Origin of the sequence: Mesorhizobium sp. M0500 (genome assembly GCF_040321165.1) — a bacterium.
GTDB lineage: Bacteria > Pseudomonadota > Alphaproteobacteria > Rhizobiales > Rhizobiaceae > Mesorhizobium.
This window is the reverse complement of the sequence record NZ_JAMYRB010000005.1, coordinates 36,509-51,345: the sequence shown is the minus strand read 5'-3', so window position 1 is coordinate 51,345 and position 14,837 is coordinate 36,509. Positions and strand designations below refer to the sequence as shown.

General features: G+C 62.5%; 10 protein-coding genes and 1 pseudogene. 8 read left to right on the top strand and 3 right to left on the bottom strand.

The window, feature by feature from the left end; all coding sequences use genetic code 11:
• The first annotated feature begins 37 nt into the window (after window positions 1–37).
• On the top strand, window positions 38–1,324 hold the full coding sequence (locus tag NKI70_RS11705; protein ID WP_352634978.1) for a glycosyltransferase: 1,287 nt from the start codon (window positions 38–40) through the stop codon (window positions 1,322–1,324).
• Entirely contained in the window at window positions 1,321–2,784 is a 1,464-nt protein-coding gene (locus NKI70_RS11700; protein ID WP_352697114.1) for a lipopolysaccharide biosynthesis protein, read from the top strand. Before NKI70_RS11705 ends, NKI70_RS11700 begins: the two co-directional genes overlap by 4 nt.
• 222 nt (window positions 2,785–3,006) lie before the next feature.
• On the opposite strand, the pseudogene NKI70_RS11695 reads toward NKI70_RS11700, so the two are convergent.
• Window positions 3,007–4,059 (bottom strand): annotated as a pseudogene (locus tag NKI70_RS11695) (polysaccharide pyruvyl transferase family protein); the annotation flags it as partial.
• Window positions 4,060–4,360: 301 nt separating this feature from the next.
• Here NKI70_RS11695 and NKI70_RS11690 point away from each other — a divergent pair.
• From NKI70_RS11690 to NKI70_RS11665, 6 genes are all read left to right on the top strand, one after another.
• Window positions 4,361–5,533, top strand: coding sequence for a glycosyltransferase family protein (locus NKI70_RS11690; RefSeq protein ID WP_352645380.1), 1,173 nt, complete (start codon window positions 4,361–4,363; stop codon window positions 5,531–5,533).
• 11 nt (window positions 5,534–5,544) lie between these two features.
• Window positions 5,545–6,537, top strand: coding sequence for a glycosyltransferase family 2 protein (locus NKI70_RS11685; RefSeq protein ID WP_023676317.1), 993 nt, complete (start codon window positions 5,545–5,547; stop codon window positions 6,535–6,537).
• Window positions 6,537–7,487, top strand: coding sequence for a glycosyltransferase family 2 protein (locus tag NKI70_RS11680; RefSeq protein ID WP_352577813.1), 951 nt, complete (start codon window positions 6,537–6,539; stop codon window positions 7,485–7,487). Before NKI70_RS11685 ends, NKI70_RS11680 begins: the two co-directional genes overlap by 1 nt.
• Window positions 7,477–8,427 carry a glycosyltransferase family 2 protein gene (locus tag NKI70_RS11675; RefSeq protein WP_352681431.1) on the top strand — a complete coding sequence of 317 codons (951 nt, stop codon included), beginning with the start codon at window positions 7,477–7,479 and terminating at the stop codon, window positions 8,425–8,427. The genes NKI70_RS11680 and NKI70_RS11675 overlap by 11 nt, the downstream gene beginning before the upstream one ends.
• Before the next feature lie 75 nt (window positions 8,428–8,502).
• The gene (gene galU / locus NKI70_RS11670) at window positions 8,503–9,399 is read left to right on the top strand and encodes a UTP--glucose-1-phosphate uridylyltransferase GalU (protein ID WP_352568344.1); all 897 of its coding nucleotides are present in this window, start codon (window positions 8,503–8,505) and stop codon (window positions 9,397–9,399) included.
• A 149-nt stretch (window positions 9,400–9,548) separates the two neighbouring features.
• A complete protein-coding gene (locus tag NKI70_RS11665; protein ID WP_352697113.1) occupies window positions 9,549–11,969 on the top strand; it encodes a polysaccharide biosynthesis tyrosine autokinase in 2,421 nt (806 codons plus the stop codon).
• 15 nt (window positions 11,970–11,984) lie between these two features.
• Here the strand turns inward: NKI70_RS11665 and NKI70_RS11660 are convergent, their stop codons facing one another.
• Together NKI70_RS11660 and NKI70_RS11655 are read right to left on the bottom strand one after the other, a co-directional pair.
• A complete protein-coding gene (locus NKI70_RS11660; RefSeq protein WP_352697111.1) occupies window positions 11,985–12,686 on the bottom strand; it encodes a metallophosphoesterase family protein in 702 nt (233 codons plus the stop codon).
• 193 nt (window positions 12,687–12,879) lie between these two features.
• Entirely contained in the window at window positions 12,880–14,787 is a 1,908-nt protein-coding gene (locus NKI70_RS11655) for a propionyl-CoA synthetase (protein WP_352724617.1), read from the bottom strand.
• Between the last annotated feature and the right edge of the window lie 50 nt (window positions 14,788–14,837).

Below are 14,837 nucleotides of genomic sequence, written 5' to 3'. Positions count from 1 at the left end.
AAGCCGGCTCTCGCGCCTGACCGGGGTGGGAGCTGCCTTGGGACAAAGACACGCACAACACCAGACGCTTGAGGCGCCTCGCACGGTGGCGACGGGCGTCAGCCCTCATCCGCGCGAGCAGATCGCCGACCGGCCTCGAAAGATCGTCCATCCGATGAAGATTTGCTTCGTAGTTGATAAGTTCCCCTCTTTGTCGGAGACCTTCGTCCTCGACCAGATAGAAGGGTGCCTCGAGCGCGGCATGCAAGTCGGCGTCGTCTGCAACGAGACGTCCTTCGGCAAGGACAGCAACATCGACGATCGCCGCTGGCAGGCTCTCCCTGGCAAGGTCGTCTGCTGGTGGGGCGGGCTGGGGCGCTTTCGCCCGACGCTCAGGAGATGGTCGGGCAGGTTCTGGGATAAGCTCTCGACCGCTGTCGACATCGCTTTTGCGCGCAAATTGCAGAACGCCGATGTGATCGTCGCGCATTTCGGCAATAACGGCATGCGCGTCGCCCGCGCCATGAAACGAGGGCGGATTTCCGCTCCGCTGGTGACCATATTCCACGGCCGCGATGTCGGCGAACCGCTGCATGACAACACGCTCACGCGCTACAAGGTTGTCTTCGACAAGGGCGTTCTCCAGCTCCCGGTGAACGCGTTTTTCCGCGACGCCCTGATCGGCGTCGGCGCACCCCCGGCGCAAGTCATGGTTCACCATATGGGCGTGCGGCCCGGTGAGATCGGCTACCATTGGCGTTCCTGGGACCGGGACACGCTGTCCTTCATCTCGGTCTGCCGGCTGACCGAAAAGAAGGGCATCGAATTCGCCCTTCGGGCGCTCGCCAGCCTGCCGCGGCGCGACTGGGTCTATTCGGTGATTGGCGGCGGCGAATTGCTGGAAGAGTTGAAGAAGCTCGCCGCAAATCTCGGCGTTGCCGACCGGGTGACTTTCCTCGGGCCGCGTCCGCACGCCGAGGTCAAGCAGCGCCTGCGCAATGCCCACGTATTCCTGCTGCCTAGCGTTGCCGCGCGAGACGGCGATCTCGAGGGTATTCCGGTGGCGCTGATGGAGGCTATGGCCGCCGGGCTGATCGTCGTCAGCACCTATCACTCGGGCATTCCCGAACTGATCGAGGATCAGGAGACAGGCTTCCTCGCACCGGAGCGAGACGTTGCCGAGTTGGCCCGCAAGCTTGTCTGGGTGGCCGAGAACCCGGACAAATGCGAGCGCATCGCACGTGCGGCGCGCCGCAAGATCGAGCAGGATTTCAACGCGGACGTACTCAACGAACGTTTTGCGCAGATCGTTGCTCAACTGGCCGAAGCCAGGCAGCCGGCATGAACGCCAACCCGCCCCCCCAGTTCGGTCGCGTCGCCCTGCGCGGCGGCATGGTGACGATCGGCGCGCAAGGCTTCAAGATGGCGATCCAGTTTCTCTCGGTCATCGTGCTTGCCCGTCTGCTCGTGCCCGAGGATTTCGGCTTGGTGGCTTCCGTCGGGCCGATCGTGGCCTTTGTCGGGCTGCTTCAAAATCTTGGCCTGCAACAGGCTGTGGTCCAGCGCAAGGATATCAGCACCGAGCAGCTCAACCAGGTATTCTGGATCAGTGCGCTGGTGGGGATGGGCAGTGCCGTGGTGGTTGCATGCCTGGCGCCCGCCATCGCTGCTTTCTATGGCGATCAACGCATGGTGGGGATCACCATCGGCTCTGCCTTGCCGCTGCTGCTTGGCAGCCTCGCGGCGGTGCCGCTGGCGCTGATGAACCGTCACTTGCGCTTTGGCCAGCTCGCGCTGAACGACGTGATAACCGCTGCTGCCGGACTTGCGACTACCGCAATCGCCGCCTATGCGGGGCTGGGCTACTGGTCGCTGGTCATTGGCCCTGCAGTATCGGCTGTTGTCGCGCTGGCCGCGGCATGGCAGGTGGCGCGCTGGACGCCGTCGCGGCCGGACCTGAAGGTCGATACCGACATATTGTCCTTCGGCGCCAATCTGACCGGCTTCAATCTGGCCAACTTCTTCTCGCGCAATCTCGACAACATCCTGATCGGAAAATATTCGGGCGCGATCGAGCTCGGCTATTATGACCGCGCCTACAAGCTCCTGCTGTTTCCGCTGCAGAACATCAACCAGCCGCTGACACGCGTGATGGTGCCGCTGCTGAGCCGCATCCATGAGGACAAGGCGCGGTTTCGCGACATCTATGTGCGAACCAATTGGATGCTGGCGGCCATCACTATGCCCGGCATCGCGGCGCTGACGCTGACGTCGGACCAGGTCGTCGGGCTTCTCTTCGGCGAGCGCTGGACAGCGGTGGCGCCGATCTTCGCCTGGCTGGGCATCGCCAGCCTGATCCAGTCCGTCTCGAGCACCACCGGCTGGATCTTCATCTGCCAGGGCAAGACCAAGACCATGTTCCACTGGGGCATCTACTCGTCGCTGACGACGGTCGCCGCCTTCATCATCGGCCTGCACTGGGGCGCCGTCGGTGTCGCGGCGGCCTACGCGATCAGCGGCTATGTGCTGCGCGTCCCGGTGCTTGCCGTTCTTGTCCACCGGGTCGGCCCGGTGACCGCAGCCGACTTCCTGGTCATGCAGGGGCTTTTCATCGCGTCATCGCTGCTTGCCTGGTCCGTGTACCGCGAGTTGCCGGCATCGCTGACCGGCCAGTCAGACCTGCTCGCGGTGGTCCTGGCGGTTGCCCTCAATTATTCGATCGGCCTGGTCCTCATGCTTGCCCTTCGCCAGTCGCGCAGCGCCCTGTTCACCACGCTTTCCAGCGCCATGCGCAACGCCCGCTAGGCCGGCAATCACCGGCCTCAAAAGCTCACCTGCCGACATCGCCGACGCATGCTCCTCAAGCACTGCCTGAAGGCTCGTCCTGCGATAGAGGTCGAGATTGGCGGTAAGTCTGCCGAGCTTCTCGCTCGCTTCCTCGGGCGTCACCGTGTCGATGTCGAGCAGCAGGTCGGCGACGCCGATCCGCTTGGCAAGTTCCTTGGTCTTGAATTCATAGGCGATCGGCAGCACCGGCGTGCCGACGCAGAGCGACATGATCATCATGTGCATGCGCGTTGCGACAACGAAGTCGAAGCCTTTCACCAGTGCCATCAGTTGCTCCGGCGTGTGGAACGAAGCGTCCACGCTGACATGCTTGGCGATCTCCGAATCGAGTTCGGCAACGATAGCCCGCGCCGTCTTGGAATCATCATGGGCGTATTCCGGCACGCCCTGGCAGGTGGAGACGAAGGTGACCTCCTTGGCGTGGTCCCTGACCAGGATGGTCGCGATCGCGCGGATCGAGTCGATGTAGCGGCGCATGCCGCCCTCGCCGTCGCTGACATAGTTCCAGTGACGGACGGAAATGGCGACGCGGCCGGTGACGGTCGCCGACTGGCCGGAGGCCAGAATTTTTCCGATCCTGTCGGTGTCGGCCAGGGCAAAGACGGCGTCGGCCACGACGTGGCATTTGCCGGGGTCTTTCACCATGTCCACAATGTGGCCTCGCGAACGTTCGTCGCGCAGCAGGATGAGCGGGCTCCGATCGAAGATTGGGCTCAACTCCTGGCGATTGTAACTTTTGTTGAACGGGCCGAGCGATTGCGTGAAGAAGACGGGGTCCTTGCCCAAAATCGCGTCGATCCGGAATTGATTGAGTCGCCGTTCCAGATTGTAAGTCTCGACAAGATAGGTTCCGCCTGTCGTGACCACGAGGTCGGCGTCTTTGTAGATCTCGAGACCACGGCGATTGCTTGAGCTGAACAAACGCCCGAGAACGCCGCGGATGCCGAACCGCCGCAGGGCATTGAGGACGAGCCGATTGTAGATCGGCTTGAACAGGTTCTTCAGCCCGCTGCCGTATTTGTAGCGGAACAGCGATTCCGACAGCAGCTTGTGGAATTCGAGATCAGGATACTCTTTCTTCGTGTAGAGCCTCGCCGCCACCTCCGGCTGGCTGTCGAAGACGTAGAACTGGATATCGTCTTGCACGATCGTCTTGAAAACATGGCGGATCGCCAGGAGAATCGCTGCATCCCCGGTATTCAGGCAGACGGTGTTTTCAACCGCGATCTTCATGGAATGACCTCATTTCGTGAGTAGTCCCGTGCTTCCATCGACGGGTGCGAAGGGCGGATTGCAGGCGGGTTGGCCGAAAATGCTGCACGCCAAGGATGGTCCTCGCGTCGTGATTATTGGCGCGCAGCCCGATGGCAGGCCAACGCGCGGTCCATGTGGCCCAAGCAGAGCGAGATTAACCCATCGATTTTGCAGTGCAACAAAAAACGGGGATCTTTGCTACGCTGCAACCAAAAATGTTGCGATGCAGCAAGAGCTGTACTAGCATTGTTGCGGGCGGGCCAACAGCGGTCGAGTTTTCATGCTGCATGTCTTGTACTTGGTACACGACGTCTCCGACCCGGCAGTGCGCCGGCGGATCATAATGCTCAAGGCAGGCGGCGCCCAGGTTACGCTGGCGGGCTTTCGTCGTACGGCAAGCGCAGTTGCTGATGTCGAGGGCTTGCAGCCGATCGATCTCGGCCCGACTCGTGATGGCCGATTCGCCCAACGTCTGGCCGCGATCATGAAGGCAGTCGTCTCGACCGGCTCGAAGCTGGGCTCAATGCCACGGCCCGACCTCATTATCGCGCGCAATCTGGAAATGCTGGCGCTTGCCCGCCGCGCCAGGTCGGCTTTCCAGGCAACGGTGCCGATCGTCTACGAGTGCCTGGATATCCATCGCCTGCTGCTTCGCGACGATCCGCTGGGCTGGGCGATGCGCGGCGCAGAACGCTTCCTGGCCAGGGATGTGAAGCTTCTGGTGACCAGCTCTCCGGCCTTCATCGCCAACTATTTCAAGCCGTTCGGACAGATTGCCGCCCCGGTCGAACTGCTCGAAAACAAGTATTTCGAGCCAGCCGCGGCCTCGCTGGATGACCGCGCGGCGCCGGAGAACCCCGTAGCGCCGCCTTGGCGGATCGGCTGGTTCGGGGCGCTCCGCTGCCGCCGTTCCCTGGAGCTTCTGGCCGAATTTTCGCGCCGCCTCGACGGCCGCTTTGAAATCGTCCTCAGGGGCCGCCCGGCGCTGTCCGAATTTCCCGATTTCCACGGTTTTGTCGAATCGGAACCCTGGCTCTCGTTTGGCGGGCCCTACCGCAATCCCGAGGACATGGCGGCGATCTACCGCGAGGTTCACTTTTCCTGGGCCATCGACTTTTTTGAGCAGGGCCTGAACTCCGAATGGCTGCTGCCCAACCGGCTCTATGAGGGCTGCCGCTTCGGAGCCGTGCCGATTTCGATGGGAGCCACCGAAACCGGCCGGTTCCTCGACCGGCAAGGCATAGGGGTTCTTTTGCCAGAAGCCACGCCCGAGGCGCTCGAAGCCGCCGTCGGCACGATGGAGCAGCATCGGTTCGAGACATTGAGGGCGCGTGTTCTCGCCCGCAATCCGCGCACCTGGAGCTACGACCGCGCCGATTGCCGGGCGCTCGTCGAAAAGCTCCGCGGGCTGACTGCGGCTCCCGGTCCATATGCTGCCGAAGCATTGGCATAGAAGGACTGCCGATGACGCAAACTGAAATTCCATCCTGCATGATCGTGGTTCCGTGCCTGAACGAAGCGGCCCATATCGGCGCGTTGCTTCGAGAGCTCCGCCCTGCGGCCGAGAGGCTGGACGCCGTGATCATCGTTGCCGATGGCGGCAGCACGGACGGCACCAGGACGATCGTCGCGGACATCGCCGCAAAAGATCAGCGGGTGATCCTGCTGCACAATGAAAAGCGCTTGCAGAGCGCGGCAATCAATCTCGCCGTCGCCAGGTTCGGGGAAGGCGTCGACTATCTCATTCGCATCGACGCGCATGGCGGCTATCCTGCGGATTATTGCGACCGGCTGGTCGAAGAAGCGCAGGCCACCGGTGCGGATTCGGTCGTCGTCTCGATGCTGACCAGTGGCAGCGGCATGGTTCAGAAAGCAGCGGCAGCGGCGCAGAACTCCAGGCTCGGCACCGGCGGCTCCAAGCACCGGCATCTTTCGGCGGGAGAATGGGTCGATCATGGCCACCACGCACTGATACGGATATCGGCCTTCACCGCGGTCGGCGGCTATGACGAAACCTTCAGCCACAATGAGGATGCCGAACTCGACTATCGGCTCCGCCAGGCCGGCTACCGTATCTGGATGACCGGCAAGACGCAAATGGTCTACTACCCGCGCTCCTCGCTGAAGGGCCTCTATTTTCAATATCTCGGCTATGGCCGTGGCCGGGCGAAGAACGTTCTCAAGCACCGCATGATCCCGAAGATCCGGCAGATGGTGCCGCTTCTGGTGTTCCCCGTGGTTCTTCTCGCCGCCTTTTCCTTCGTCCACTGGCTGGCGGCCGTGCCGCTTTTGCTATGGGCGTCGGTCTGCCTCGGCTACGGCTTTTGGACCGCCGTCAGCCAGCGCAAAGCCGACATTGCGCTTGCCGGGGTCTCGGCAATGATCATGCATTTCGGCTGGTCGGTCGGTTTCTGGCTGCAACTGCTCGCACCGCGACCGCAGCGCGGGGTAGCGTGATGGACCCGGTCAGGAAAAATCGAAGCATCGATATCTGCGTCTGCACATTCCGCCGGCCGGAGCTTGCCGACACGCTTCGCTCCATAGCGGCCATGGACATGCCCGCGGGGTTCGACGTCGGTATCGTCATCGCCGACAACGACGATACGCCGACGGCCGAAACGCTGGTCGCCAAGCTGGCGGGGGAGTTGAAGCTGCCGGTGACCTACCGGCACGCCCCGGCCCGCAACATCTCGATCGCGCGCAACGCTTGCCTCGATACCAGTGCGGCGGATTTCGTCGCCTTTATCGACGACGACGAGACGGCCACCGCTGGCTGGCTTGCCGAACTGGTGGCGACGGCGGAAGCAACAGGTGCTGCGACGGTGCTTGGGCCGGTGCAAGCCCGTTACCTGCCGGATGCGCCCGCCTGGATGCGCAAAGGCGATTTCCACTCGACCTTGCCGGTCTGGGTGAGCGGCGAAATCCGCACCGGCTACACCTGCAACGTCCTGCTCAGGATTGGCGCTGAGAGCCTGCGCGGCCGGCGCTTCAGCCTGGCACGTGGCCAGACCGGCGGCGAAGATACGGAATTCTTCGACCAGATGGTCAAGGCCGGCGGCCGCATCGCCTTTTCGCCGGAGGCTTGGGTCGACGAAGCGGTGCCACCTGCCAGGGCGGCATTCGACTGGCTCGGCCGCCGCCGGTTCCGCGTCGGGCAGACGCACGGTCATCTTCTGGGGCGCAACGCACACGGCCTTGCCCGGCTCAAGCAGGTCGGCATTGCCGCGGCAAAGGCCGCCTACAGTTTCCTGTCGGCAATTCCGGTCGCCATCGACCCCGTACGCCGGAACCGCAGCCTGCTTCGCGGCATTATGCATGTCGGCGTCGTCAGCGGCCTCGTCGGGGTTCGTGAAATCCGCCAATACGGCCTGTCTTCGCCGCAGCAAGGGGGCAAGCGTGCAGCCTGACGTGAGCTTCGTGATTGCCGCCTACAATGCCGAGGCGACCATCGATCGGGCGATTGCCAGCGCCGTCGCCCAGCGCAATATCAGCGTCGAGGTCATCGTCGTCGACGACAAGTCGCGCGACCGGACGCTCGACCTGGCGAGATCCTACCCCGAAGACATCGTACGCGTTGTCGCGCTCGAGCAAAACCGTGGCCCCGGCGGCGCCAGGAATGCCGGCCTTGAGCTTGCCCGCGGCAGGTGGGTCGCGGTCCTAGATTCGGACGACGCGGTCTATCCCGGGCGAATCTGCACCATGATCGAACGCGCGGAGAAAGCGGGCGCCGAGATCGCGGTCGATAATCTGCAGGTCGTTCGCGAGGATGGCGTTGCCGAAGAGACGATGTTCCCGGCCGACTATCTGGAAGGGCTCGGTTCAATCTCGCTGGCGGATTTCATCGGCGGCAATGTCCTCTTCGAATCGAGGTTCAATCTCGGCTACCTCAAGCCGATCTTCCAGCGCCGGTTCCTGAACGAGAACGGGCTGCGTTACGATGAAAGCCTGATCATTGGCGAAGACTATATCCTCCTGGCCAGTGCTCTGGCCAAGGGGGGCAAATGCGTGGTCGAGCCGACGACGGGCTATATCTACCACATTCGCACCGGCTCCATCTCCCGGGTGCTCGAACTTCATCACGTCGAGGCGATGCGCAGGGCCGATGCCACCTTCGCCGCGACCCATTCCATGGATGCTGCGGCCGAGGCGGCGTTCGCCAGGCGCGCTCGCAGCCTGCGCCGGGCGGCATCATTCCTGTCGCTGGTCCAGCACATCAAGGCGCGATCCCCGCTCAAGGCGATATGGACGGCGCTCAGCGATCCGGCGGCGGTTCGGCATATGAGCATGCCGATCGCCGTCCGGCTGCGAAGGGTAGCGGCACAGTTTGCCGTGGTGGCGGGGAGGTGAAGGGCTGCAGGTGAATGAAGACAGTTTCGCCGCCTGCGACAGGGTTGAAATCGATCTCCTCAGAAGGAACATGCAATGAAAAAAGTCAGGAAGGCAGTCATACCGGTGGCGGGGCTCGGAACGCGGTTCCTGCCGGCGACCAAGTCCATGCCGAAGGAAATGCTGCCGGTGGTCGACAGGCCTGTCGTGCAATATGCGGTTGACGAGGCGTTCGAGGCCGGCATCGAGCACATCGTCTTCGTCACCGGCCGCAACAAGGCGGTGATCGAGGACTATTTCGACCTACATCCTGAACTGACCGGAACCCTGGAGCAGAGCGGCAAGAAGGCGCAACTCGAATCGCTTGAAAGCCTGCTTCCCGTCGCCGGCGCGACGAGCTTCATCCGCCAGCAGTCGCCGCAAGGCCTCGGCCATGCCGTCTGGTGCGCGCGCGAAGTCATCGGTGACGAGCCCTTCGCATTGCTTTTGCCGGACATGGTGTCCTTCGGCGGGCGCGGGTGTCTCGCCGAGGTCGCCGATCTTTATGCGCAGACTGGCGCAAACGTTATCGCCGTCGAGCGTTGCGATCCGACCGAGACCAGCAAATACGGCATTGTCGGGCGCGGCGCTGATGTCGGCACGGGCTTCGAGGTGACGGCCATGGTCGAAAAGCCGGCTCCTGCCAACGCGCCATCGAACTTCTACATCAACGGCCGCTACATCCTGCAGCCCGAGATATTCTCGTTGCTGGCCAGCCAGCAGCGCGGCGCCGGCAACGAGATACAACTGACCGACGCAATGGTGCGTCTCGCACAGACCCAGGCCTTCTTCGCCCAGCCTTTCGACGGCCGCATGTTCGACTGCGGTTCGAAGGAGGGCTTCATTCAGGCCAATGTCGCTTTCGCGCTGGCGCGGGAGGACATGAAGGGCCCGATCTTCGAGATGCTGCAGGAATTCGTCCGGTCGCATCAGCGTCGGGAAGAAGCCGCATAATGTCCATTTTTTCGAGGCATTGTGGGTGCGGCTGATGACGCAGGACAGGCCGTTGCGCCGCGCGCGACGCGCACTGTCCGGCGCAAGGTTTGCACCCTATGTCCCGACCTTCGAGGCGGTAGCGCCTGCAAACTAGAATTGGACCGAAGATGAACTATGCCAATTTTCCTGTCGACAAGAGGACGCCATTGCCGGCTTCTAATGCGGCAAACGCCGAAGATTTCATCGACATCGAGCGCCTGCTTGGCATGGCCGCGCGGCAGGCGAAAGTGGTTGCCGCCTGCGCCGTCATCGGTCTCTTTCTCGGCGTGCTCTATTTGCAGACGACGCCTCCTACCTATGTGGCGACGAGCAGCGTGCTGATCGACGAAGGATTGAACAAGGTCGTCGACGACATTTCGGCGGCGTCGGTCAGCATGCAGACCGACTCCGCCGTTCTGAGCCAGATCGAAATACTACAGTCGGCCAGGCTGGCTGGGGTGGTCGTCGACAAGCTGAAGCTCGATCAGAACGACGCTTTCATGAACCCTCCGACATCGGCCCTGTCGAAGGTTGCTGGCTTTGTGCGCGGTATCGTCCAGTCTGTCCGCCCCAAGCGCGCCGCTAGCACAACCGATGTCACTCAGCTTGATGCTGCGACGCGTGACGCGATCACCGCATCCTCATCGCCCCGTGACTACGCAATCTTCAAACTGCAGACCCAACTCGATGCCGAGCGGATCGGCCGGAGCTTTGTCATCAGCATCTCCTTTCAGGCGACCGATCCGGCGCTTGCGACCGCCATCACCAAGGCCTATGCCGATGCCTATCTAGCCGATCAACTTGATGCCAGCTTCGACGCGACCGAGCGGGCGGCGGTCTGGCTGCAAGGCCGGCTGACCGAGCTTCGTGAGAGCTCCCAGGCGGCTGCACTGGCGGTCGAAAAGTTCAGGGCCGAACACGGATTGGCCGTCAATGACGGCCAGCTGATCAGCGACAAGCAATTGTCCGATCTCAACACCCAGCTGATCGTCGCGCAGGCCGATACCGCACGTGCCGGCGCCCGCTATCAGCAGTACAAGTCGATCGTCGAAAGCGGCTCGGACAATGCGTTCAAGGACGCTGCGATATCGAACGACCAACCGAGCAGCTCGGTCATCACGACGCTGAAGAACCGCTATCTCACCGTATCCAAGCGGCAGCAGGATGTCGAAGCCAATTTCGGCCCGCAACATCCGCAGGCCGTCGCGCTCGCCAAGGAGAAGGCCGACATATCGGCGCAGATTTTCGGCGAGCTGAAGCAACTGACCGAAAGCTACCGCAACGAATACGAGGTCGCTCTGGCGCGCGAAACCGCGCTCCGCGCAAATGTCGCCTTGGCGGCTGGCAAGAGCTCCATCGACAACCAGTCGCAGGTCAAGCTGCGTGAGCTGGACCAAAAGGCGACGGCGCTGTCGACGCTCTACCAGACGTTCCTGAACCGCTATGAGGAGGCCGCCCAGCAGCAATCCTTCCCGGTCGGCAAGATCCGGGTCATCTCGGACGCGACGATGCCGCAGTCGGCCGCAACCCCGCGCACAGCCATCGTGCTGGGGCTTTCGCTGGCGCTTGGCATGATGCTGGGGGCAGGGGTTGGTGGCCTGAATGAATTCAGGGAACGCTTCTTCAGGACCGGCGAGGATGTCCGCGACCGTGTGGGCCTCAAATTCCTCGGCTACCTGCCGGTCATCGGCAAGGCTGGCAAGGATGACCAGCGCAATGGCGGTCAGCCTGACGTCAAAGTCGTTGAATCCAAGACCGCCAAGTCCTCCAAATCCCAGCCCTCCAGAACATTGTCGGCAGCCGAAAAACGTGCGCGGATGCGGGTAACCGTCGATGCCCCGGCATCGATGTTCTCCGAGACGCTGCGCAACGCCAAGATCGCCTTCGACGTCGTGATGGAAGGCCAGGGCAGCCGGGTCATCGGCGTGGTCTCGGTGCTTCCCGGCGAGGGCAAGTCGACCGTGGCGGCCAATCTTGCCGGGCTGCTTGCCGTCAACGGATCGAAAACGCTGCTGATCGATGGCGACCTGCGCAATCCCGGCCTCAGCCGCAGCCTCGGTATGGAGGCCGAGCAGGGCCTGATGGAAGCTGTGGTGAGCGGGCAGACATGGCAGTCGGTCGGCAAGATCGACCGGCAGACCAAGCTGGCTATCATCCCGGCCGTCCTGCGTGGCCAGTTTTCGCATACCAGCGAGCTTCTGTCTTCAGCCGGCATGCGGCGTTTCATCGATAACGCCAAGGAAACCTTCGAATACATCATCGTCGATCTGCCGCCGCTCGGGCCTGTCGTCGACGCCAAGGCCTTCGCTCCGCTTGTCGACGGCTTCGTGCTGGTCACCGAGTGGGGACGCACGCCGCGTGCGATGGTGCAATCCATGCTCAGCTCGGAGCCCTACATCGCCAAGAAGATCATTGGCGCGGTGCTGAACAAGGTCGAACTGAAGAAGCTGGCCAAATATGGCGCGATCGGCGGCTCGGAAAAATTCTTCGACAAATATTCGAGCTACTATCTGGAAAAATCGGAAGCGCGCACCAAGGCAGCCGCCTGAGCGACGACATCGCGCTCAGGAAAATATCAACCTGGCGCGGTTGTCGACGATCCTGAGGGCGGTCAGCTGGCCGGTTTGGAAGGCGCCGGTGTCTATGCCAAGCCGGCGTCCCTCGAGCTTCGGAGTGTCGACCGGCGTATGTCCGTGCACGACATAGCGGTCGAGAAGATGCGCTGCTTCGAAGAACTCCGAGCGGATGTTGAGCAGGTCGTCCTCGTCTTGTGCGGCTAGGTCGATGCCCGGCCTGATGCCGGCATGAACGAATACGAATTTCGCCGAACAGACCATGACCGGCAGCGCACGCATGAAACTGACGTGGTCGGCGGGGATGATCTCCCGAATGCGCCTGTCGACCTCCTCGTTTGAACCGTAGAGATCGGCCATGCGCTCCGGGTCGACGCCGTAGGAAAACAGCGTTTGCAGGCCGCCTATTGCCAGCCACGACTCTCTCGAAATGATCCCGTCGAGATAGTTCAGCATCACGACTTCGTGGTTACCGGCAAGGCAGATGCGCTGGAAGCCTTGGAGTGGCGGCGCCAGCAGATGATCGAGCACGCGCGCCGACTGGGGGCCACGATCGACGTAGTCGCCAAGCATGATTATGAGCTTGCGCCCTTCGAAGGGCGCCGAATCGAGCAGGATCTTCTGCTCCAGGGCGCGGAGTTCCTTGTAGCAGCCATGCACGTCGCCGATCGCATAGACGACTGCGCCCCGCATATCGATCTCCAGCCGCTGGCGTGCCGCGGCCTGGGGCTTTCTCGATCGCTGGAACAGGGTCACGTATGGCGTCTCGCATGGCTGTGGGTGCGTCTCGATTCCGAAACAACATGACGACACCGCGCGTGGATACCACGTCCGGCGCCGGTCGTTCCATACCGGAGCTTCGGACGCAACTCGGCTTCGGCGCCCCTTACAGGCCGATGCCGCGCCGGTTCAGCGCGGCGGTGATCTCGTCGAGGATGGCCGGGTCGTCGATCGTTGCCGGCATGGCCCATTCCTCCTTGTCGGCGATCTTCTGCATGGTGCCGCGCAGGATCTTGCCGGAGCGCGTCTTCGGCAGGCGCTTGATCGTCACCACAGTCTTGAAGGCAGCGACCGGGCCGATCCGTTCGCGCACCAGGGTGACAACCTCATTTTCGATGATGCCGGCGTCGCGGACGACGCCGGCATTCAGCACGACGAAGCCGAGTGGAACCTGGCCTTTCATAGCATCGGCAATACCGACGACGGCGCATTCGGCGACGTCGGGATGCGCGGCCAGAACCTCCTCCATGGCGCCGGTCGATAGCCGGTGGCCGGCGACATTGATGATGTCGTCGGTTCGAGCCATGACATAGAGATAGCCGTCCTCGTCCATCATACCGGCATCCGCGGTTTTGTAGAAGCCGGGGAACTCGTCGAGATAGGCTTGGCGAAACCGCTCGTCGGCATTCCACAGCGTCGGCAGGCAGCCGGGGGGCAACGGCAATCTCACCACGACATTGCCAAGTGTACCACGCTTGACCTCATGCCCGGCATCGTCGAGCACGCGGATGTCATAACCGGGCATCGGCACGCCGGGCGAGCCGTATTTGACCGGCAGCAGGCCCAGTCCGGCGGGGTTGATGGTCATCGGCGAGCCGGTCTCGGTCTGCCACCAATGGTCGATCACCGGCATGGTCAATTTCTGCTCCGCCCATTTGATGGTTTCCGGATCGGCGCGCTCGCCGGCGAGGAACAGCGTCCGGAATTTTGACAGGTCGTATTTCGGGACGAATTCGCCCTTCGGGTCCTGTCCTTTGATGGCGCGAAAGGCGGTTGGCGCGGTGAACAGCGCGACGACGCCATGCTCGGCGATCACACGCCAATAGGTGCCGGCATCGGGCGTGCCGACCGGCTTGCCCTCGAACAGGATCGTTGTGCAGCCATGCAGCAGCGGGCCGTAGACGATATAGGAATGGCCGACCACCCAGCCGACATCGGAAGCCGCCCAGAACACTTCGCCCGGTTTGACGCCGAACTCGTTTTCCATCGACCATTTCAGCGCGACCATATGGCCGCCATTGTCACGCACGATTCCCTTCGGCTGGCCGGTCGTGCCCGACGTGTAGATGATGTAGAGCGGATCGGTGGCAAGCACCGGAACACAGTCGACATTGGCACCCGCGGCCCGCTCCCGCGCCACGGCGTCGGCATAGTCGACATCGTGGTTTTCCCTGAGTTCGCAGCGCAGTTGGTCGCGCTGCAGGATAAGGCAGCTTTCCGGCTTGTGCCGCGACATCTCGATCGCCTTGTCGAGCAGCGGCTTATAGGCAACGACGCGCCCTGGCTCCAGGCCGCAGGAAGCGGAGATGATCAGCTTCGGCTTGGCGTCGTCGATGCGGGTGGCGAGCTCATGCGAGGCAAAGCCGCCGAAGACCACCGAATGCACGGCGCCGATCCGCGCACAGGCAAGCATGGCGAAGGCTGCTTCCGGTACCATCGGCATGTAGATGATGACGCGATCGCCTTTTTGGATGCCACGATTCTTGAGCACCGAGGTCAGCGCGACCACCTCGCGCTTCAACTCGGCATACGTGAATTTCCTGATTGTGCCCGAAATCGCGCTGTCATGGATCAACGCGATCTGGTCGGCACGGCCGCCCGCCACATGACGATCGACGGCATTGAAGCAGGTGTTGCATGAGGCGCCAATGAACCACCTGCCATAGACGCCGGCATTGGCGTCGAACACCGTCTCGAAGGGCGAGAACCAGTCGATTGCGCCGGCAGCATCAGCCCAGAATTTTTCCGGGTCGCGTTTCCAGCCGTCATAGACCTCATGGTAGCGTGACGCCATCCAGCTTCCTCCCCAGGAATGTTTGCTGTCCTTGAAATAGCGTATGCTGG